Consider the following 22,603-nt stretch of genomic DNA (forward strand, 5'->3'; position numbering starts at 1 on the left):
GATTTAAAAGTTAACATTTATACCGGCAGTAAGAGTCCGTGACAACGGATAAGCCGCGCCACTACCATTGCCCAGTTCTGGATCCCAATATTTGAAACTACTGAATGTGTGTAGATTCAACCCTGAAACGTATATTCTGAAAGCTGATACTCCTACTTTTTTTGTCATCGTCTTTGGAAAGGTGTAGCCTACTTCTGCTGTTTTTATGCGCAAATAATTGGCGCTTCGCTGCCACCATGTAGAATTTCTATAGTTGTTAGGATTATCGCCCGAACTCAACCTAGGAAATAATGCATCTTGACGAGGATTCTCTTCTGTCCATCGGTCTGTAGCCCATTTTGTGACATTACCCTGAGTTTCGCCTCGGGTAAAAGGGAAGAAACCATCACCACCAAGCATGAAATCCATATTGGCCGCTCCTTGGAAAAATATAGATGCATCAAAACCTTTGTAACCTAAAGAAACTCCAAATCCATAAACAGTTTCCGGAATATCTGGATTACCAATCGCTACTTCATCGTAAGTGTCAACTACTCCATCTCCATTAATATCTTTATACTTGATATCACCTACACGTACTGCCCCAAACGTTTGAGTAGGAGAACTGGCTATATCTTCTTGTGAAGTAAATAAGCCTTCTGCAACCAGCCCAAATGGCTGGTTCAGTCGTTTCCCTTTTCTGTTTTGGTATGTATATTTATAATCAGGCTCATCGTTATTCAATAAGTTATTCCGAGCAAATGTATAGTTCGCTTTAAAAGAGACTTGCAGGTCTCCAATTATGCGATTATACTCAAATGTCGCATCTATACCTTTATTTTCAAACTCTCCGATATTAGCATAAGGACGTTTAGCGACACCTATGATAGCAGGCATTGAGTTGCGTGCCTGAAAAATATTCTCGCGGTGACGTTTAAAAAAGTCTGCTTGTATATAAAATCCATCTAAGAATCTGACTTCTATTCCTAAGTTCGTTTCAGCTTCTTTTTCCCAAGTAAGGTCTGCCCCCCATTCATCTTCACCTATACTATACCAATTATTATTCACGTCTTTTCCAAGTATATATGAACCATATCCACCTCCGGTAGTTGTCAAGTATGCAAAACGTCGTCCTCCGACTCGGTCATTCCCTTTCACACCATATGACCCTCTAAATTTCAAATAATTGATTATTTTATCACTAATCATATTTTGGAAAAAAGATTCGTCCGAAATGATCCAACCTAATGAGATGGACGGGAACAATCCGAAACGATCTCCGCTTTTAAAGTTTTCCGAGCCATTGTAAGCAACATTGGCTTCAATAAAATATCTGTTCTTATAGTTGTAAGTAGCACGTCCGACAAGACCTGTTGTTCTATACGGCAAACCCATTATAGATGAAGCTGCATCTCCATCTTGATAATCCTGCATATTAAATAGAATTAAGCCACTCACTCCGTGATCTTCGTTAAAAGTCTGATCGTAATTTAAATTTGATTGAAAATAAACACGTCTGTTACCACCCGCAGACTTTGTATAGCCTAATTCTTTCGATCCACTGTATGTTTTCTCGAGAATAAGTTCTCCGTTAGCATCTCTTCCCTTAACTACCCATGCATCATCTGATTTATTTCTTTTCACATTATTGTAAGAGTAAGCATCGTATGAGAACATCATTCCTGCTTTTAATCCTTTTAAAACATCGGAAGCATCAAATTTAAGGTTTACATCCGTTTGAAGTGTATTCGCCCATTTATCAGTATACCCACTATTAACCAAAAGAGCATATGGGTTAAAGTCTCCGGCACCCCCTGATCCTAAATAAGCAGTTTCGCGCGGATCTTCAGGGTTTGGCGCTGTAGGCGCATATTTAGCTGGTCTGGCAAGCATCGTATGATACCATAAATTTCCTGAATTGTCTTCACCCGGGCTATTTCCAAGCATTAAATAACCTCCTAAACCTAAGCTAAGTTCTAATCTTTTGGTTAGCATCAAGTCGGTATTGGAACGGAAGTTCACACGTCTTAGCCTAGTTTCGGAATCATAGCTTTTCGACTTGTCGTAATTCCATATTCCAGTTTCTCCATAATAGCTCCCGGCTATATAATATCTGGCCTTCTCTGTTCCTCCGGTGGCATTTACGGTAAAACGTTGGCTTGACGCATGATCTTTCATCATCAATTTCATCCAATCTACATTTGGGTATAACCATGGATCTTCTCCCGATCTATGTTTTTCGATAACCTCTGGAGTATATGGAGTTACATAATTAGGGTTGGAGGCTAAATTAGCTTCGTTCAATAGTTCCAAATAGGTTGGAGCATCAACAAATTGAGGTTTTGCTATGGGTTGCTGCATCCCTGTTTCAAATTTAAAATTGATGGATGCTGCACCTGTCTTTCCTCGGCGGGTTGTCACCAATATCACACCATTAGCTCCTTTAATACCATATATCGAGGTCGCAGAAGCATCTTTTAGCACCGAGAAATTTTCAATATCTTCGGGTTCTACATTGCTCAGCGAACGCTCTACTCCATCTACCAGAACTAACGGTTCATTACCTGCTCCGTGTGTGCTAATACCGCGTATCCAGAACTGTGCATCATCTTTTCCGGGTTCTCCGCTTCGTTGTACAGAAACAATTCCGGATACTTTGCCCGCAAGGATATTATTGATCGAACGAGGTGCTGCAACCTTCAAATCTGCCACATTTACAGTAGATATAGCGCTAGTCACCGAGCCTTTCTTTTGCACCCCGTATCCGACAACGACTACTTCTTCCAGATGTTTAGCATCTTCACTCAAAACGATGTCAAATATAGTTCTATCGCCAATCGTGATTTCTTGAGATTTGAATCCCATGTAGGATACTACCAAAACAGAGTTTCTACCCGGTGCATTTATCGAGAATTTTCCGTCAATATCTGTTACAGTTCCTCCGGTTTCTCCTTTTATTTGTATAATTACTCCGATTAGAGGTTCGCCATGAGCGTCTTTGACAGTACCTTTAATTAGAATCTCCTGAAGAGGCGAATCTGCAGCGAGAACCTGATTGTTGGTTATGGAAGTAATTAATAACAACACAACAAACAATATACCCCACAGTGGTGTTTGTTTAATATTTTTTTTTGTGTAAAAATCGTTTTTCATGATTTCTTATAATTGTTTTTGGGTTAACATATAATATGTCTTCTTTTTTGACATTTCCGCATAAACAAATTGGAAGTTATATTTATGGTTTGGTTACTATTGAGAGAAATAGGGTTGTTTCATATTCATAAATTTAGGTAATAAAAAAAACAGATGATCATCGTAAACAAATGTATCCCTTCTATTATCAATGCATCATTCTATTTGTAACAAAAAACATTCATTTTGCGTCGTTTGCTTTACTTATATTTTTCATGCATATCTGTTTAAACTATGTCTTTCAAAGATAAGCATGAAAGGTATAACTAGATAAGGATCGAACGAATTGGATGCTTTTTGTTACAAATTGTATGCCTCTAAAGCGCTTAATAAACTAACATTGTAACATCGAAAATATTTTAGATATTAGAGGAATCAAGCTAAAAGCTATTATTCATGAAAAATCACAAAATTATGATTTCAAGAAACAACTTTCAGAAAGTTTTATTAATCTCAGCAGTATTCTTACTGTGCAATATCTGGTTTAGCTCAGGCTATGCACAACATAAAATTCCCGAATATTCAACAGCAGGTTTTCATACAATAGATGGAAGTCCTCGGAAAGTACATAATTTCAATCCGGGCTGGAAATTCATCAAAGGATATATTTCCGGAGTAGAAAAAATAGATTTTGACGACTCAGCTTGGGAAACAGCAAATTTGCCTCATGGATTAGAGATACTCGGAGAAAATGCTTCGGGTATGAGAAATTATCAGGGAGTTGCTGTTTATAGAAAATCGTTCACATTAGCGGATTTTGAAACAAAGAACTTCACACTCTATTTTGAAGCCGTTATGGGAAAAGCTCAGGTGTGGCTGAATGGAGAGAAAATAACAGAACACTTTGGTGGATATCTCCCTTTTACAGCCGATCTGTCAGGAAAACTCAAAGCCGGAAGCAATATAGTAGTTGTTGTAGCAGATAATAACAATGATTATTCGTATCCTCCTGGAAAAGAACAGGACTATCTCGATTTTACTTACTTGGGAGGTATATATCGCGATGTGTATATGATAGAGACTAACAATACGTACATTTCCTTCCCCGAATTGAGTAATACTATTGCCGGAGGTGGAGTTTTCGTTGCTACTAAAGACGTTAATGGAAACAACGCTGATCTTGAAGTCAGAACCGAAATAAAAAATAAAGGGAAAGGTGGTTCTTTTAAAATAAAGACTACATTAGAAAATGCGAACAAAGAAACTATTAAGGTATTTGAAAAAAATGTCAGTGTAAAGGAGAATGCCGAATCGCAAATAATTCAATATCTTAAATTAAATAATGTACACTTGTGGCATCCTGACGATCCATATCTGCATTATATCAAGACAGAGGTGTATAGTGGAGGTAAACTTATAGACTCGTACAGAACGCGTTTTGGTATACGTTTGTTTGAGATGAAAGGCGCAGAAGGTTTCTTCGTCAACAAAAAATACATTGGACATAAACTTTCGGGAGTGAACCGTCATCAGGATTATGCATATGTGGGTAATGCACTACCAAATTCAGGCCAATGGCGCGATGCTCTTCTGTTGCGCGAAGGGGGGTCGAATGTAGTACGTGCAGCACACTATCCACTCGATCCGGCTTTTATGGATGCTTGTGACGAATACGGACTTTTGGTAACTGTAGCCAATCCGGGATGGCAATATTATAACCATAAGAACCCATTGTTCCGAAAAAGAGTAATCGAAGATTCTCACAATATGGCACGTCGCGACAGAAACAGACCGGCAGTCCTCCTTTGGGAAACGGGACTGAATGAAACAGACGATCAGCCAATCGAGATGTTGACAGAAATGCACAATGCCGTACATGCGGAAATCCCGTATCCGGGAGTATTTACATGTACCGATGTGGATCATGCTAAACTGGCTGGACTGGATTTCTATTATCACGGAACATCTCAAGATGGAAAAAATTCACTCACACGTGAATATGGCGATGGAGGAGAGGTAGACAACTTTTATTCACAGAATGCAACACCCAGAGTATTACGCGAATGGGGCGAAAAAGCATTGATGAATCAGGCAATGACTCGCGCCAGAGACCTACCGGGAATATACAGTACATCGCTTGACCGTATCGGCGCTACATTATGGTGTGGAATAGACCATCAGAGAGGCTATCATCCCGATCCGTTCTGGGGAGGATTGCTTGATGTGTATCGTATGCCAAAATATTCTTACTACTTATTCAAGAGTCAATACGATCCAAATTTTAAGATTGAAGGATTGAAAACAGGACCTATGATATATATCACAAATGAGTTGACGCAGGAATCGGAAAAAGATGTAGTCGTATTTACAAACTGTGAGGAAGTACGATTGACCTATATGGGAAAAGTAATAGATACACAAAAGCCTGACAAAAAAGATAAAGGTATGCCACATCCTCCCGTAACATTTAAAGATGTGTTCAACTTCAGAGAAATTACAAGTAACTGGAGAAATAGAACCAATCAAATAGAAATGGTGGCCGAAGGCTTGATAGATGGTAAAGTAGCCTGTACACAAGTGAAAAAATATCCTGAGCGTACAACAGGTATAAAATTGATGCTGGACGATGCGCGTATTGCATTAATGGCTGATGGTTCAGACTTTGTTCCAATAAGGGCAATGATAGTGGATAATAAAGGGGTGACCAAAGTATTGGCATCGGAATACATCCGCTTCGAAGTGGAAGGACCGGCCGAAATTATCGGAAATGCGTCTACCAACGCTAACCCGATGAAAACGCAATTTGGTGTTGCAACGGCATTTATAAAAGCAACTACAACGGCAGGTAAAATTAAGATCAAAGCTCATTGCTATGGCTTAGAATCAGACGAAATAGAAATAGAGTCTATCCCTGCTGACATGTCGCTGCTCTATGATGCAAACTATGCACCACAGACAGCAACAAAAGGCACTCAAACGGCTATTTCGACAACAGCAAAATCTGCATCAGATTGCAAAGAACTAGAAAAACAGGTAAATACACTTCAGCTACAATTGACTAGTAGAGATCAGGAAGTAATGGAACTGAAAAGTAGATTGGGTAATGAATAAGAGGTTAATGACAGGATTTGGAGTTTTGGCAATAAGTATTCCCTATTGCCAAGCTCAATCTAGTGTATTAAAACCTAATGTAGTTATCATCTACGCTGACGACATAGGTTATGGTGACATTAACTGCAATGGCTCAGAGACGATTCATACTCCTAATGTTGATAAAGTTGCAGCATCGGGAGTAAGATTTACCAACGCACATTCTGTCGCTGCCACATCTACTCCGTCGCGCTATTCGTTGTTGACCGGAGAATATGCATGGCGAAAACCGAATACGGGAATTGCTACGGGCGATGCTCCTATGATCATCAAAGCCGGAACGTATACATTAGCTGCCTTATTTCAGAATACAGGTTATAAAACTGCGGCCGTAGGGAAGTGGCATCTGGGACTTGGAGAGAATGGACAACAAGACTGGAACGGATATATGACGCCGGGACCAAAAGATATAGGATTCGATTATTCTTTCATTATGGCGGCAACAGGCGACCGTGTACCATGTGTGTATATGGAGAACCAGCGGATAATAAATCTTGATACGAACGATCCCATAGAAGTTAGCTATGCAAAACCATTCGAAGGAGAGCTATTGGGATATACGCATCCCGAACTCTTAACCCTTCATCCCAGTCATGGACACAATCAGGCAATTGTAAATGGAGTTAGCCGTATCGGATACATGAAAGGTGGTAAATCCGCTTTGTGGAAAGATGAAGAAATAGCCGATCGAATAACTGAAAAGGCAGTTGCATTTATAGAGAATAATAAAGATACACCATTCTTCCTGTATTTTGGAACGAATGACATACATGTTCCCCGAGTACCACATCCACGCTTTGCAGGGAAAAGTGGAATGGGAGCTCGTGGTGATGCTATCTTGCAATTCGATTGGACTGTGGGACAAATAGTGGAAACGTTGGAGAAGAATAATCTGACGGAAAACACCATATTAATCATCACAAGCGATAACGGCCCTGTTGTAGACGACGGGTACAAAGACAAAGCAGAAGAGTTGCTTGGCGAACATAAACCTTGGGGAAGGTATAGAGGCGGTAAATATAGTGCATTCGAAGCGGGTACGAGAGTGCCATGTATAGTAAGTTGGCCTGAGAGAATAAAGAAGGGTGTATCAGATGCATTATTGTCGCAAGTGGATATGCTTGCCTCTTTTGCCGGATTACTAAACGCAGATATTCCGAACGGAAGCGCTCCTGATAGTTTGAACCAATGGGAAGCATGGACAGGAAAAAATAAAAAAGGCAGAGAATATGTAATAGAACAATCTTTGACCGGCACATTGTCTGTGCTGGCCGGAGAGTGGAAATACATAGAGCCGAATAATAGCGGATGGGTATTTAACGAACAAACGAAAACCGAATTGGGAAACGATCCCAATCCACAATTATATAACGTAAAAAAGGATAGCGGCGAAAGAAAAAATCTGGCAGAAAAATATCCTGAAAAAACAAATGAGCTATCGTCATTACTACGAAAAATAGTAGAGAAATGACAGAATAAATTCTAGATCTGTACTAATTATTACAATTATATTATGGAATATGTTAAACGACATATAGTAATCCTTATTGCCTTATCTCTAAGTATCAGTGCTTCGGCTAAGAGGTTGCTGATCACTGATTTTGGTGTAGGTAAAAATAGCAAACAGAATGTTTTACCTACTGTAAGGGAAGCTTTGAAATCTTTTCCTGTAGGAGAAGAAAATGTCCTCGTTTTCCCTAAAGGCAGTTATCATTTCTTTATCGACAGTGACGCAAAGCAAGAGATAGGAATTGTTATAAAAAATCTTAACAATCTAACGATAGAAGGCGATGGTTCAGAGTTTATTTTTCATGGATATATGAGCATCGCAAAGATTCATGAATCTGAAAATATAAAGTTGCAGAACTTTTCTGTGGATTGGGAACGGCCATTTATCTCGCAAGGACAAATAATAGCACTCAACAATAACTGTATTGATATTAAGATTGATAAAAAACAATACCCCTATGTAATTGAAAATGAAAGAATACTATTTCTAGGAGAAGATTGGAAAAAAGGAGTTGAATGGCATAACCTATATGATAAAGAAAAACAGGAGATAGTATATCAAACTTTAGATATGCCTTTAGGCGAAAACCTCTTCAAAGACTACAAAACAGAAGAAGTCTCAGAAGGACTGATACGCATTCATCATTCCCCGAACTATAAACCAGAGTTAGGAACTTACATTACTATGTGGCATGGCAGGTATATAAAAAATGGCATAGGGATATCCGAAAGCAAAAATATCAGCCTCGAGAACATTAATATATATCATGCTCTCAGTAATGGAATTTTAGGCTTCAGGTCTGAAAATATTTCGATGAAGAATATGAATATGACAGCGAACAGCCAAAAAGGGCGTGTTTTTAGCCTGATAGCTGATGCTTCACATTTCAATACATGCAAAGGCTTGATAGAGGTAGACAACTGCACTCATACCGGTCAAGGTGACGACTTTATAAATGTGCATGGAATGAACATCGTCGTACAAAAATGTATAGACAATTTTAGTATCGAAATTCCACCATCCGGTAAAGCCTCAAGTAGAAATACAATCAAGGAAGGAGATGAAATGTGGATTGTGGGCAAAACAACCATGCAAAGGGGAAAAAGTCGTACAATAGAAACCATTACCGAAAAATACGAGAATAATAAGCTGATTGGATATCATATACGCTTCTCCGAAAAACTACCCTCCGGTATTTCGGAAGGAGATGTGTTAGAAAATAAAAGTTGGGTGCCTGATGTACACATACAAAATTGTAATATACTGAAAAAGCACAGAGCCAGAGGCATACTTGTTTCAACACCGGGAAAAGTAATAATAGAGAACAACTATTTCAGGACGGCAGGTGCAGCAATTCTGATCGAAGGTGATAATAATTATTGGTTCGAATCGGGAGCTTGTGATGATGCGGTTATCCGAAACAACACTTTTGATGATTGTTTAACCTCGAAATGGGGAGACGGAGTTATAGCTATCACTCCTTCACATCATCCTCGGAATGAGAAGGAAAATACATATCATAAGAACATTAAAATATATAACAATACATTCCGATCATTCGATCATGTGCTACTCTACGCTCGCTCGGTCGGGAATCTTCAATTTATGGATAACAATGTGGTACGGACTTACGGTTATTCGCCTTTCTACGGCGTAGAGGGTTTCTACTTGGACGGGTGCAAGGACGTATTTATTAATAACAATAAGTATTCATCTGATTTTGAGGGAAAAATAGTAAAAATAAAACATATGAAAAAATCAGATGTAACAATAAAAGACAAAGTAATAAACATCATAATCGAATAAAAAAAATAGAACAGATGAAAGTAAAGAATAGTATCCTCTTATTGTTTTTGTTTGTGATGGCGATTTCGTGCACAAAAACAGAAACTATCATTAATGCAGGGGACTTTATTAAAGGAAAAGATGCTACTCCGGGCATATTCGCGGCAATCAAAGAATGTAAAAAGGTAAAAGCAAAAAAGCTTATCTTTCCAAAAGGGAAATACGAGTTTTGGCCAGATTATGCTACCGAAAAGTATTTGTTTATAAGCAATAACGATGGTAGTCTGAAACGGTTTGCGTTCGATCTCACTGGCATGAAAGATTTCGAAATAGACGGACAAGGATCTGAATTCATTTTTCATGGATTCATTTCCCCCTTCTTGTTAGAGAATGCAAAGAATATAAACTTTAAAAATTTCAGCATAGACTATCATCGGACTTTCCATTCCGAAGGTAAAATCGTGGCTGTAGCTGACGATTGCGTTGATGTTTACTTTTCCGATTCGTTCCCTTATAAAGTCGAAAACAATGTACTGATCTTTACCGATGACGAAAAACGTATCTATCCATGGAATAGCCTATTGGAGTTCGATCCGGAGAAGAAAGAAACTGCCTACAAAGTAGTAGATTATTGGAGTGGACCTTACACAAAGGTAGAGGAACTGGAAAAAGGATATGTCAGAGTGCATCACCCGGGATTGAAAGCAACAAAAGGAAATGTGATGACATTCGCCGCTGCTCATCGTTTGGTTCCGGCTTTCAACATTACGAAAAGTGAGAATATTAATTTTTCGCATATCAACATGTATCATTGCGGAGGTATGGGTATTATAGCTCAGTTGAGTAAGAATATAAACGTAGATAGTGTAAAAGTATGTCCAACACCTAATTCGGGCAGAGTAGTAAGCCTAACTGCCGATGCTACCCATTTTGTTAACTGTTCGGGTTATATAAATTTGACGAACTGCTTATTTGAAAGCCAGAAAGACGATGCCACTAATATTCATGGTCTTTATGCTCAGATAGATCAGATATTATCTGGTAAAGAACTGATGGTAAGAATGGTGCATCCGCAACAATACGGAGTTGACTTTGTGCTTCCTGAGGGAAATATGGAATTTGTAGAGTCAGAGAGCCTTAATACTTATGCGGATAATATAGTACTGAAAACTGAACGTATAAATGAAGAATATACCAAAGTTACATTTAAGAATACATTATCTGATAAAATAAAAGAAGGAGACGGAATAGCAACGATAGACACACAACCTGAAGTTCTTATTAAGAATTGTATAATCAGAGGCAACCGTGCCCGTGGCATACTATTAGGGTCGAGAGGAAAAACAATTATAGAAGACAATTATTTCCATACTCCGGGCGCAGCTATATTACTCGAAGGCGATTGCCGTTTCTGGTACGAACAAGCAGGCGTAAGGGACTTGATTGTAAGAAACAACACATTCGATAATTGCTTTTACGGAACTTGGGGAAATGCAGTAATACAGGTTGCCAGCGGCATCAGCGAGGACAAAAAAACAGAATCAGACTACAATCGGAATATATTAATCGAAAATAATAAATTTAATATATTTACTCCTGAGATTCTGAATCTGTATTCGGTGGATGGGGTTGTTTTCAAGAACAATACAATTAATAAAACAACAGACTATCCATGTAGCGACACTAAGGCTGAAAGCTTTGTTATAGAGCATTCGAGAGATGTGAAGGTAGAGAGTGATACTCAAAACCTATTTTGAGCTAAATTTGATTTATACATGGAAAACAACATGAATGTATTGAGAGTTTTAAGTGTCGGCGTATTGAGTATGACTTTCTGTCTTCTTCTAAAATCGCAAACCACTCCTGCAAAGCTTTCTTATAGTGGTATATATCCGCATTTGGCTTATTATAACGATGAAGGCGAATGTGGAACAGGCGCAGTCGTTCCCTTTGCCGATCGTCTTTGGGTTATTACTTATGGGCCGCATAAGCCATTCGGTTCTTCAGATAAATTGTATGAAATAACACCCGACCTGCAAAAAATAATACGTCCCGAAAGTGTAGGAGGAACTCCGGCCAATCGGCTGATCCATAAAGAAAGCAATCAGTTATTTATCGGGCCTTATGCAATAGATGCATTGGGAAAAGTAAGAGTGATCCCCTACGATATTGCAGCGGGCAGACATACAGGAAATGCACGACATCTGACCGATCCTGAGAATAAGATTTACATTGGAACGATGGAAGAAGGGTTTTATGAGGTCAATGTACATGATCTTAGTGTCAATACTCTTTATGAAGACGGGAATATAATTCAAAAAAAATATACTGATAAATCGCCAATGTTCAACGACTTGCTTCCCGGAGCGCACGGTAAAGGACTTTATTCAGGGCAGGGTGTACTTGTCTATTCAAACAACGGAGAAGCAAGCGGAGAGGCTTTATCTAATTTCAATATTACTTCGGGAGTATTGGCCGAATGGGATGGAAAGGACTGGGAAGTGATACGCCGCAACCAGTTTGTAGAGGTGACCGGCCCTGGAGGCATCAGAGGAAACAAAAATCCAGAGACAGATCCGATCTGGGTTACAGGATGGGACTCCCGTTCCGTTCTGCTTGGAACCAGAAACGGAGGGGAATGGACATTTTTCAGGCTACCCAAAGCCAGCTATAGCTACGATGGCGCGCATGGATGGAATACCGAATGGCCTCGAATAAGACACATAGGTACAGACGAAAAGCCGGACTATCTAATGACCATGCATGGTATGTTTTGGCGTTTTCCTGAGACATTCTCTGCTAAGCAATCGGCGGGAATACGCCCACGTTCGGCATATTTAAAAGTTATAGGAGACTTCACCCGATGGGACAATAAACTAGTATTCGGGTGCGACGATTCGGCACAAAAGGAATTTTTGAACAAGCGTAAAGTGAAAGGAGATATTGAAGGACCGGGGCAATCAAACTCCAACCTTTGGTTTACCGATATTGATATGCCCGACCGTTTGGGCAACACCACTGCAACAGGGGCAGTTTGGATCGATGATAAAATAGCAGGAAACGAACCTTCCGATCCTTACCTTTTTGCCGGATGGGAAAAACGATGTGCATGGATTCGTAATGCGGGAGATAATGATATAGATATAGCCTTTGAGGTAGATAAAATAGGTAATAACCAATGGAAACCGCTTAAGACAATCAATGTACCGGCAGGGCAATCCGCATTTGTAAATTTCGAAATAAATGAAACAGGGGAATGGATTCGTGCTACATCAGACAAAAATACTGTTATCTCTTTAGAGTTTGCATATATAGGAAAAACAAACAATGCAGAACCTTCGGCTATTTTCTCCGGATTGTCCGACGTCAACGATAAACAATCGGTTGGCGGGTTGATGTACGGATTAGGAAACGATAGGCGAACATTGGGAATATTGGCAGGCACTTTCGAAGGAGAGAAGTATTCCGAATCGGGTTATTATGAACTAGATGGGGATATGAACTTGATAAAGAAAGAAAATCATGAAACCTCTCAGCTTATACGTTCCCGTTTTGCAATCCCTAAGCAAGTCGTTTCTATAGAAGAATCTTCTGTTTTAATAGTTGACGATAATGGCCGTCGTTGGCGTTTGCCTTTAGGTAGCGATGCTTACGCCTCTTTGACTAATTCTGCTTCTCTGCGTATATGCCGCGAAGTGGCAACCGAGCGGGATTTATTTAGCTGTATGGGTACATTCTATGAGCTACCTGCCGAAAATGCAGACGGGTTTGCAAAAATACGCCCGGTATCGTCTCACAACTTTCGTATTCATGATTATGCTTCGTACAGAGGATTACTCGTGTTAAGCGGACTGAACGCGGATGCTAACAATAATTCGCATATAATACGTTCTGCTGATGGCAAAGCGATGGTGTGGGCAGGTGCAATAGATGATCTATGGACTTTGGGAAAACCTGTTGGATATGGAGGTCCATGGAAAAATACACAAGTAAAAGAAGGAATAGCATCAGATCCATTTTTGATTGGTTTTTACGATAAAAAAGAATTGGTGTTGTCACACAATCATTCATCTGATGTAGTTTTTACTCTGGAAGTAAATCCTATTGGTCATGGTAGTTGGATAAACTACAAGCAAATATCAGTAAAAGTAGGAGAATTGCTGAAGTATGATTTTCCTGATAATTTCCAGGCACGTTGGATACGTATTGTAGCTAACAAGGATTGTAAAGCAAGTGCTGAATTTAGATATAGGTAATTAAGTTTGCCACTACAGACTGTTTCAGCCTCATTTGATAGGTTTGATATAAAAAAGATTAAATTAACTCTAAATATTCTAAGCCATGAGAATTATATTTATGTTATTGTTTTTATTTGGATCAGCTTTATTCTGTAATGCTCAAGATATTACATCTGATCTGGAAGTGCACTACAAATTCGATTTCCAGGAAGGAAGCGAATATGTGAAAGACCATTCGGGAAACAATCGAGATTTACGCCCTATGAAATGGGGAATTCAGCAAGATTGGAACAACCTGCAATGGGGAACTGCGGATATGGGTGGAGAATCGCGAAATTATTTGTATTTCCCTACCGCTAGAGATGCAGATATTGTGTTAACAAACACAGCGGACAATCATTGGATGGGTATTGGAGAAAATACAGCTCGTACTGTTTGTGCATGGATTAAAATTGGTAGATCTGCTCCGGAGTACACTGGTCAGTACTTACTGCTTTCTGGTGATGAGAATCAGACAGGAGGCTGTTTTAATATTGCGCTTAAAGGGCACAGTATAGAATTTGAGAATGCAATTAATAATGCCGGAAACGATTGGGCAAATAGAAATGTTGCATGGCTTAATGACGGCAATCATCCGCAAGAAACATGGCACCATCTGGCATTAATATATGATGGAATCGGAGATCGCAAAACAGGACTAAAACTCTATCTGAATGGTGTTGAGTTAAGCTTCAATCCAGTCAGTCAGTCAGCAGACTTTAGTATTAATACGATAGTGAAATATGCTCCGGAAATAGGTCGAAACATGCAAGATATGGCAATTGCAGATTACCGTATCTATTCAAGAGCATTGACTATAAATGAAATAAATCTGATAAGAGGAGTGGAAGCTCCTTCTCCATTTACTATTGCCAACCTTAAGGCAATGATTCAATCAGCAGTTGACAATAACGAGACTCGCTTAGTTATCCCTCCGGGTGTATATAAAGGGCCTGCGCCATTCTTGAATATTAAGAATGCCAAGAATCTGGAAATAATCGCTGATGGAGTGACGATGTTGTGTGAAACTCAGATCAGAGCATTGGAGTTTCAGAATTGCGAGAATGTGAAGTTAAAAGGTTTGACTATCGATTACAATCCCTTAACGTTTACACAAGGGGATATTGTTGCAGTGGGAGCAAATTACGTTGATGTAAAAATACATGAAGGCTATCCTCTAAAACCATACAGCCGTATAGATGTGATCGATCCCAAAACCCGCTTTCGCAAAAGGGGCAGTAAGTTTGTATGGGAATCTACGGCAGAATTGCGCGAGGGGAATATAGTTCGTGTTTTTCAGCCGGAATTGCCATCAGTGGCTAAAGTCGGCGATATGGCGACTATGAGTACTGGTCCCGAAGGTCAGTATGGTGCTCCGCATGCTTTGGTCATATCCAACTGTTTGGGTGGCATGGTACTTGAAGATGTTAGTATCCATTCTGCTCCCGGATTTGGTATATTCGAGTCGGAAGGAGTCGGAGGCACTCATCTGAAAAATTGTAATGTTGTTCCGGGTGCAACACCAGAGGGTGCAACAGAAGAGAGAATGCTAAGTACTTCGTGGGATGCAATACAACATACTCTGCTAAAAAAAGGGCCTTTGGTAGAGGGATGTGTAGTAAAAGATGCCGGAGACGATTCGTGGAGCGTAACATGGAATGGTAGTTTCCTGATAGCATCAGTAAACGATAATCGAATTACAGTGGATGGAGATATGTCGGCTGTATTGCAAGCAGGAGACACTCTTCGCACATCACTAAATTCAGAATATGCAGTTATCGACCGTAAATCAGGCATTACGATACTACTCAAAGCTGCATGTCCGTGGCCAACAGGTACACGATTGTATTCTCCTAATAGAAGATGTGAAAGTTTTATCTTAAGAAATAATCATTTCAGAAGTTCGGGCAGGGTTCTTGTGAAGGCTAGCCATGGGTTAATAGAGAACAACCTTATAGAAGAAGGACATAGCGGAGTAACAATAAATTCGGAAGATGCTATAACCGCCATGGAAGACATTGTGATAAGAAATAATACAATTTCAGGATCAGGACATTTTATGCCGGCATCATGGTCAAATCAGGCGGGTTCCATATCTATAGCCAGTGGGGGGGGAGGAAATATCGATACTGCCGGAAAGTTTAATAACATTCGTATAGAGAACAATAGATTTTCCGATATATCGGGTGTAAATATTGTTGTCACATCATCGCAAAATATCAAAATAAAAGGGAATCAGTTTTACAAAACAGGTATACCTACCCCTAATAATACAGGCAGTGATTTCAATATAGATCAGAACACTGTTGTTTATCTCAATAATGTGGATGTAATAACAGTGGATAGCAATGCTGTTATCAACAGAGGATTAAACTCGCTGACGAAAGAAATAGGAGTTACTAATCAGACAAAACTGAGAGGGGGGGTCTTTGATGCTACTGACGACGAGAATAGCTTTTTAGAAGACATAATTATTAATGGAGCTCATCACGATATAAAAGAGCCTTTCGTTGTACCTAAAGATCATATGGGAAATACAGTTACGGTAAAGATAGTTCCAATAGAGAATGCAACTGTAAGCATAAATGAAAATTTCGATGTGAATATAGCAAAGCCTACCCGAAAGGAGGTTAAATTCACAATAACATCCCCAGAGAACGAAGTGCAGGAGTATACCTTAGTCGTTGAAAAGTATTTCAATTTCGAAGCAGTCGTTAAACAACGATGGAACAATACTTTATCAGTTATCAACAATCCCGCCAATAACGATAATTATACATTCGTTGCATACAAATGGTTCAAGAATGGGGCAGAAGTAGGAGATAAGCAATACTACTCGGCAGGGAGTAGAAAAAATGATTTGCTAAATGAGAACGACACATATTATGCGCAGATGACAACAAATAAAGGTGAAGTCTTACGCACATGGGAAGGGAATCCTATACTTCAGAATAAATCCATTTATGCATATCCAAACGTCGTATCTAAAGGAGAAACCGTTTATTTGGAAATAACATCGGATGAAGATTTATTAAAAGGCTGCCCGATACAAATATACAATATATCGGGACTAAAAGTGAGCCAAAAGAATGTGGAAGGCAAAACAACTTCTCTTGCATTCCCATCTGTATCGGGTATATATTTCTTAAAGCTAGGAGAAGACAATAATTTGTCTACTGATTTGAAAGTAATTGTTAAATAGAAATCTAACATCAGATATGAAATTAAGAAAATACATATTGAAAATAATTGTCGGGCTATTTTTTAGTACTATGCTTGTTGCCCAGACAAAACAGGAAATATCTGTGTATACCGGAGGCGGATTGTCGTCTTTAAATTATAAGACGAATATCGGTGTACATAAATCATTGCCGGGGGGAATGTTTGGCATAGGCTATCAATATTTTCTCACATCAAAATTAGGTGTAAAAACAGGTCTCGAATTATCGGGAAGTAATGCAAAACTTAGTATAAACACCTTGTCTGCTAACAGCAGAGCAAATGATGGAGCTTCCGATTTCGAATACCGATCGAAAGTCTCGGATTATGAAGAAAAGCAATCTTCTATATTCGTTTCCATACCACTGATGCTACAATATAATAAAGGAATACTTTATGGAGCCATTGGAGGAAAAATAGGAATACCCATCAGTGGAAAATATAATGTAACCAAGTCCACATATGAAAATTCAGGTTATTATGCATTTGAGAATACTGAATACACTGAGCAAGAATTTCTTGGATTCGGTACATTTATTAACCAAGAAGAAAAGGGTGATATTGATCTGAAAATGGCTTACATGCTGTCTGTCGAATTAGGAGCAAAATGGAATCTTACCGGTAATATGTATTTATATACAGGTATATATATGGACTATGGGTTGAATGACATAAATAAAGAGAAAGAGACTAAAGCGTTTATTGAATACAATACGAATGATCCCGAAAACTTTATAAGAAATAGTGCTATCCTATCTCATTATACTCAAGATGAAAAAACAGAGAGCATAACAGATATGAAAATACGACCACTAAACATAGGATTTAAAGTTAGTCTGGCCTTTGGACTGTAAAATATATTGTATATTAGAGTTATCAATCAACTACCATGAAGAATCACATTGCATTATCTTCCTCTGTTTTTTTGCTCGTTTTTCTACAGATAAACGGCCATGCACAAGATAACAGCAAAACAAAAAAGCCGAATGTCATATTTATTGTTGCTGATGATCTGGGTTACGGAGATTTAAGCTGTTACGGACAGGAAAAATTTCAAACTCCAAATATAGATCGTTTGGCTATTGAGGGAATGAAGTTTACCCAATGCTATTCCGGAACAACTGTTAGTGCTCCCTCTCGTGCTAGTTTGGTCACAGGTCTGCACTCGGGACATACACCAATAAGGGGAAATAAAGAAATAAAGCCCGAAGGGCAGTCTCCTATACCACAGGGAACCAATACCATTTTCAAAATATTTAAGGATGCAGGATATACTACAGGTGTTTTTGGGAAGTGGGGCTTGGGTTCACCCGGTTCGGGGGGTGATCCTGATAAACAAAATGTCGACGATTTTTTCGGGTACAATTGTCAGTTGTTAGCTCATAATTATTATCCCGATCACCTTTGGCACAATAATCGACGAATAGAATTGCCGGAAAATGAGGATGAAAAGTTTGGTGTTTATTCACAAGATCTCATTCAGGAAAAATGTCTTGATTTTATCGATCGGAACAATAACAATCCTTTCTTTTTGTTTGTGCCATGTATTTTGCCTCATGCCGAATTGATAGTACCCGAAGACAGCATTATCCAAAAATTTAGAGGACAATATACAGAACATCCATACATAGGAATTGATTCCGGGACAGTTTTCAGAAAAGGTGGATATTGTTCGCAAACGCACCCTAGGGCAACATCTGCAGCAATGGTCTACCGATTCGATGTATACGTAGGGCAGATTGTTCAGAAACTGAAAGACCTAGACCTATACGACAATACGCTGATCATTGTTACCAGCGATAATGGGCCTCATTCGGAAGGTGGCGCCGATCCCGACTTTTTCAATAGCAACGGTTTATTTAAAGGTCATAAGCGCGATCTATATGAAGGAGGTATCCGTGTGCCAATGATTGCTACATGGAAAAGAAAAATAGAGGCAGGAACGAGTAACAATTTTATCTGCGCATTTTGGGACATGATGCCGACCTTTGCAGAGATACTACAAGTTCCTAAGCCTTGTACAGATGGCGTAAGTCTTTTGCCGACATTTTTAGGATTCGGTAAACAGATTAATCATGATTATCTTTATTTCGAATTCCACGAATACGGAGGACGACAAGCTGTTCGAAAAGGTAATTGGAAACTTATTCGTCAAAATATTGCAAAAGATGGGGGTGTATACGAATTATACAATATAGCATCCGACCCTTCTGAAAATCATAATCTGGCTGTTATATATCCAGATAAAGCGGACGAGTTGAAAGCAATTATAGAAGAAGCTCATTCGTACAATTCCGATTGGCCATTAAAGGGTGTGGATAATTGATTTGAATTAATCGTTTATATCTAAGACTATAGAACATGAAACAACTATTATCTTTCATTTGTCTAATTATTCTTTTTAGCTCTTGCTCACCCAAGGGCACGTTCGAGGTAGGGGATAAAACATTCCTGTTGAACGGTAAACCATTTGTAGTGAAGGCTGCGGAAATGCACTATCCGCGTATCCCAAAAGAATATTGGGATCATCGGATTAAAGCTTGCAAGGCTCTTGGTATGAACACAATTTGTTTATACGTATTCTGGAACTACCATGAAATGGAAGAAGGAAAGTTCGACTTTTCGGGGCAGAAAGACATTGCCGAATTCTGTCATCTGGCGCAAGAAAACGGTATGTATGTTATCATTCGCCCCGGACCGTATGTGTGCGCCGAATGGGAAATGGGAGGATTACCTTGGTGGTTGCTGAAAAAGAAAGATATTAAACTTCGTGAACAAGACCCTTACTTTATGGAGCGCGCCAAGCTATTTTTGAACGAAGTGGGTAAGCAGTTGGCTAAACAGCAGATTACCAGAGGCGGCAATATCATTATGGTACAGGTTGAAAATGAGTATGGAGCATTTGGAACAGATAAGGCTTATGTCGCGGAAATCAGAGATATAGTAAAAGAAGCCGGATTTACAGATATTCCTCTATTCCAATGCGACTGGAGTTCTAATTTTGAAAACAACGCTCTTGACGATTTGCTATGGACAATGAATTTTGGGACAGGAGCTAATATTGAAGGACAATTTAAACGGTTACAGGAGTTACGACCAAACACTCCGCTTATGTGTAGTGAATTCTGGTCGGGATGGTTCGATCATTGGGGGGCTAAACATGAAACCCGTAGTGCAAAAGATTTAGTTTATGGGATGAAAGAAATGCTCGATCGCAACATCTCTTTCAGTTTGTATATGACGCATGGTGGTACAAGCTTTGGGCATTGGGGCGGTGCGAATTTCCCAAATTTTTCTCCTACTTGTACATCCTATGACTATGACGCGCCCATTGGAGAATCAGGTAATATTACGCCTAAATACTATGAGGTTCGCAATCTTCTGAAAAACTATTTACAAGAAGGGGAAGTATTAGCCGAGATTCCTGATTCAATACCAACAATAGCAATTCCTTCGTTCGAACTAAGTGAAGTTGCACCGTTGTTTGATAATTTGCCGGATGCAAAAATCAGCGAAAATGTTCAATCGATGGAATTCTTCGATCAGGGGTGGGGAAGTATTCTTTACCGCACCACTTTACAAGCTTCTACTCAAGAGCAGACTCTGGTAATTACAAAAGCTCACGATTGGGTACAAGTATTTCTGAATGGTGAAAAAATAGCCTCACAGTTAAAAGGGGAAAGCAGCATTAGATTACCTCCTGTAAAAGAAGGAGCTCAGTTAGATATTCTTGTAGAAGCAATGGGGCGTATGAATTTTGGAAAAGGAATATACGATTGGAAAGGAATTACCGAAAAAGTTGAAATCGGTATACAGGACAAAATGAAAGAACTGAAAAACTGGAAAGTCTACAATATCCCTGTCGATTACGAATTTGCAAAGAACAAGCAATATAAAAAAGAGCCACAATCACCTAAAAAACCTGCATATTATAGAGGAACTTTCACTCTCGACAAGGTAGGAGATACATTTTTCGATATGACAAGTTGGGGTAAAGGTATGGTTTGGATAAACGGATATGCTATTGGTCGCTTCTGGGAAATAGGGCCTCAACAAACGCTGTACATGCCGGGCTGCTGGCTCAAAGAAGATGAAAATGAAATCATAGTACTAGATATGGCTGCACCATCTCAACCTGTAACGAAAGGATTGAGACGACCAATACTGGATATGCTGAAAGAAAGTAATACATATGCTACACGCAGACCCGAAGCAAGTCTTATGCTATCGGGAGAGGTGCCTGTATACAAAGGCTTTTTTGCTTCCGGAAACGGATGGCAACATGTCAAATTTGGTAAAGAAATCGACGCTCGCTTTTTCTGTCTCGAAGCACTAAATTCCCATGGTGGAGACGATTATACATCCATCGCCGAGCTGGAAGTATTAGGAAGTGATGGTAAGCCTGTATCTCGTCAGCAATGGAAAATAATATATGCAGACAGCGAAGAAAAAGATGTTGCCAACAACGTCGCTTCTAATGTTTACGATTTGCAGGAATCTACTTTCTGGCACACGAGTTATTCAGGGGTATCAACAAAACATCCTCACCAAATTGTAGTAGATATGGGGCAGAATGTAAAAGTTACAGGATTCTCATACTTGCCTCGTGCTGAAGCCGACAGACCGGGTATGATAAAAGATTACAGAGTATATTTGAATGCAAAGACTTTCCCTACAAAATAAGACTGACTTAGGATGAAAAAAGCCCGATAAATAATAATTATCAGGCTTTGTATCTAATCTTAAAATAACTTTTATCGTATCCGGTCTAATGATTTTACTAAATTCTCATCTTTTTTAATCCTCAATATAGCTAAAACATTAAAAATTAAAGCTATTACGGGTAAAACCAATCCAAATTGAAGAGAAGAAAACGTTAGTTCATATTTCGCGGTATAAGTATTGAAGTACACGTAAAAAGTTACATAAAAAAACAAAATCAACAAGGAAGTCAATGTTCCAATCTTCATCTGTAATTTTCTTTTCTTATATAAGAATATATTGACCAATGCGAACAAAGCGCTCAGTCCGGCAAAAAACACAACACCCCATGTAGGATATTCCACAGTAAATAGCTGACCAATCCCTAACGATGAAAATGTATATGCAAATTTACCATCTCCTGTCAGTTCCAATAAAGGGCAAAAGACGGTTGCAGCCATTAATAAGGCAACCAGGAGCAAATATACAGACTGAATCCGTTGTATCATTAGAAGTTATCTTTATCCTTATTCGGATTTCTGTAATACAGCTTACCTTCGGTATACTCTTGAGCAGCTATCAAAGTCGGTTTAGGTAATTTCTCATAATAACGGGAAATTTCAATCTGCTCTCTGTTTTCAAATACTTCTTCCAGATTGTCGTTATATGAGGCAAACTCCTGCAACTTCTTATCCAAATCCTGTTTCATTTCCACAGCAATCTGATTAGCGCGTTTACCAATAATTCTTACAGTTTCGTATACATTGCCTGTTTCTTCCGAAAGGCTCATCATATCTCTTGTAACGGTATTGCTTGCCGCACTTGATTTTCTATAATCCATAGTTTTTTG

Annotated in this window: 12 protein-coding genes; 9 read left to right on the forward strand and 3 right to left on the reverse strand. The window is 39.1% G+C overall.

Features of this window, described 5'->3' with window-relative positions; translation table 11 throughout:
• Positions 1-3 precede the first annotated feature (3 nt).
• Complete coding sequence (locus ACYPZI_RS06910; RefSeq protein ID WP_459599967.1) at positions 4-3,132, reverse strand: SusC/RagA family TonB-linked outer membrane protein; 3,129 nt, start codon at positions 3,130-3,132, stop codon at positions 4-6.
• Between the two features lie 435 nt (positions 3,133-3,567).
• Here ACYPZI_RS06910 and ACYPZI_RS06915 point away from each other — a divergent pair, with 435 nt between their 5' ends.
• From ACYPZI_RS06915 to ACYPZI_RS06955, 9 genes are all read left to right on the forward strand, one after another.
• Complete coding sequence (locus ACYPZI_RS06915) at positions 3,568-6,222, forward strand: glycoside hydrolase family 2 TIM barrel-domain containing protein (protein WP_459599969.1); 2,655 nt, start codon at positions 3,568-3,570, stop codon at positions 6,220-6,222.
• Complete coding sequence (locus ACYPZI_RS06920) at positions 6,215-7,732, forward strand: sulfatase family protein (RefSeq protein ID WP_459599971.1); 1,518 nt, start codon at positions 6,215-6,217, stop codon at positions 7,730-7,732. The genes ACYPZI_RS06915 and ACYPZI_RS06920 overlap by 8 nt, the downstream gene beginning before the upstream one ends.
• A 42-nt stretch (positions 7,733-7,774) precedes the next feature.
• Positions 7,775-9,577: a right-handed parallel beta-helix repeat-containing protein gene (locus ACYPZI_RS06925; RefSeq protein WP_459599973.1), complete on the forward strand. Its 1,803-nt coding sequence runs from the start codon at positions 7,775-7,777 to the stop codon at positions 9,575-9,577.
• A gap of 14 nt (positions 9,578-9,591) precedes the next feature.
• A complete protein-coding gene (locus ACYPZI_RS06930) occupies positions 9,592-11,313 on the forward strand; it encodes a right-handed parallel beta-helix repeat-containing protein (RefSeq protein ID WP_459599975.1) in 1,722 nt (573 codons plus the stop codon).
• Positions 11,314-11,331: 18 nt separating this feature from the next.
• Positions 11,332-13,812 carry a hypothetical protein gene (locus tag ACYPZI_RS06935; protein WP_459599977.1) on the forward strand — a complete coding sequence of 827 codons (2,481 nt, stop codon included), beginning with the start codon at positions 11,332-11,334 and terminating at the stop codon, positions 13,810-13,812.
• Positions 13,813-13,897: 85 nt separating this feature from the next.
• The gene (locus ACYPZI_RS06940) at positions 13,898-17,035 is read left to right on the forward strand and encodes a LamG-like jellyroll fold domain-containing protein (RefSeq protein ID WP_459599979.1); all 3,138 of its coding nucleotides are present in this window, start codon (positions 13,898-13,900) and stop codon (positions 17,033-17,035) included.
• Between the two features lie 16 nt (positions 17,036-17,051).
• Positions 17,052-17,906: a hypothetical protein gene (locus ACYPZI_RS06945; protein ID WP_459599981.1), complete on the forward strand. Its 855-nt coding sequence runs from the start codon at positions 17,052-17,054 to the stop codon at positions 17,904-17,906.
• Between the two features lie 35 nt (positions 17,907-17,941).
• Entirely contained in the window at positions 17,942-19,378 is a 1,437-nt protein-coding gene (locus tag ACYPZI_RS06950) for an arylsulfatase (RefSeq protein ID WP_459599983.1), read from the forward strand.
• A 35-nt stretch (positions 19,379-19,413) separates the two neighbouring features.
• Positions 19,414-21,735, forward strand: a complete 2,322-nt coding sequence (locus ACYPZI_RS06955; protein ID WP_459599985.1) for a beta-galactosidase — start codon at positions 19,414-19,416, stop codon at positions 21,733-21,735.
• A 71-nt stretch (positions 21,736-21,806) separates the two neighbouring features.
• Here ACYPZI_RS06955 and ACYPZI_RS06960 read toward each other — a convergent pair whose 3' ends face one another.
• Together ACYPZI_RS06960 and ACYPZI_RS06965 are read right to left on the reverse strand one after the other, a co-directional pair.
• Positions 21,807-22,262: a DUF4293 domain-containing protein gene (locus ACYPZI_RS06960; RefSeq protein ID WP_459599987.1), complete on the reverse strand. Its 456-nt coding sequence runs from the start codon at positions 22,260-22,262 to the stop codon at positions 21,807-21,809.
• Positions 22,262-22,594 carry a DNA-directed RNA polymerase subunit omega gene (locus ACYPZI_RS06965; protein ID WP_459599989.1) on the reverse strand — a complete coding sequence of 111 codons (333 nt, stop codon included), beginning with the start codon at positions 22,592-22,594 and terminating at the stop codon, positions 22,262-22,264. The genes ACYPZI_RS06960 and ACYPZI_RS06965 overlap by 1 nt, the downstream gene beginning before the upstream one ends.
• Between the last annotated feature and the right edge of the window lie 9 nt (positions 22,595-22,603).

The organism is Dysgonomonas reticulitermitis, assembly GCF_054601275.1.

Excerpts from the sequence above, each read along its gene's own strand:
- ACYPZI_RS06910 (WP_459599967.1), bottom strand. The coding sequence starts at position 3,132 with ATGAAAAACGATTTTTACACAAAAAAAAATATTAAACAAACACCACTG.
- ACYPZI_RS06915 (WP_459599969.1), top strand. The coding sequence starts at position 3,568 with ATGAAAAATCACAAAATTATGATTTCAAGAAACAACTTTCAGAAAGTT.
- ACYPZI_RS06920 (WP_459599971.1), top strand. The coding sequence starts at position 6,215 with ATGAATAAGAGGTTAATGACAGGATTTGGAGTTTTGGCAATAAGTATT.
- ACYPZI_RS06925 (WP_459599973.1), top strand. The coding sequence starts at position 7,775 with ATGGAATATGTTAAACGACATATAGTAATCCTTATTGCCTTATCTCTA.
- ACYPZI_RS06930 (WP_459599975.1), top strand. The coding sequence starts at position 9,592 with ATGAAAGTAAAGAATAGTATCCTCTTATTGTTTTTGTTTGTGATGGCG.
- ACYPZI_RS06935 (WP_459599977.1), top strand. The coding sequence starts at position 11,332 with ATGGAAAACAACATGAATGTATTGAGAGTTTTAAGTGTCGGCGTATTG.
- ACYPZI_RS06940 (WP_459599979.1), top strand. The coding sequence starts at position 13,898 with ATGAGAATTATATTTATGTTATTGTTTTTATTTGGATCAGCTTTATTC.
- ACYPZI_RS06945 (WP_459599981.1), top strand. The coding sequence starts at position 17,052 with ATGAAATTAAGAAAATACATATTGAAAATAATTGTCGGGCTATTTTTT.
- ACYPZI_RS06950 (WP_459599983.1), top strand. The coding sequence starts at position 17,942 with ATGAAGAATCACATTGCATTATCTTCCTCTGTTTTTTTGCTCGTTTTT.
- ACYPZI_RS06955 (WP_459599985.1), top strand. The coding sequence starts at position 19,414 with ATGAAACAACTATTATCTTTCATTTGTCTAATTATTCTTTTTAGCTCT.
- ACYPZI_RS06960 (WP_459599987.1), bottom strand. The coding sequence starts at position 22,262 with ATGATACAACGGATTCAGTCTGTATATTTGCTCCTGGTTGCCTTATTA.
- ACYPZI_RS06965 (WP_459599989.1), bottom strand. The coding sequence starts at position 22,594 with ATGGATTATAGAAAATCAAGTGCGGCAAGCAATACCGTTACAAGAGAT.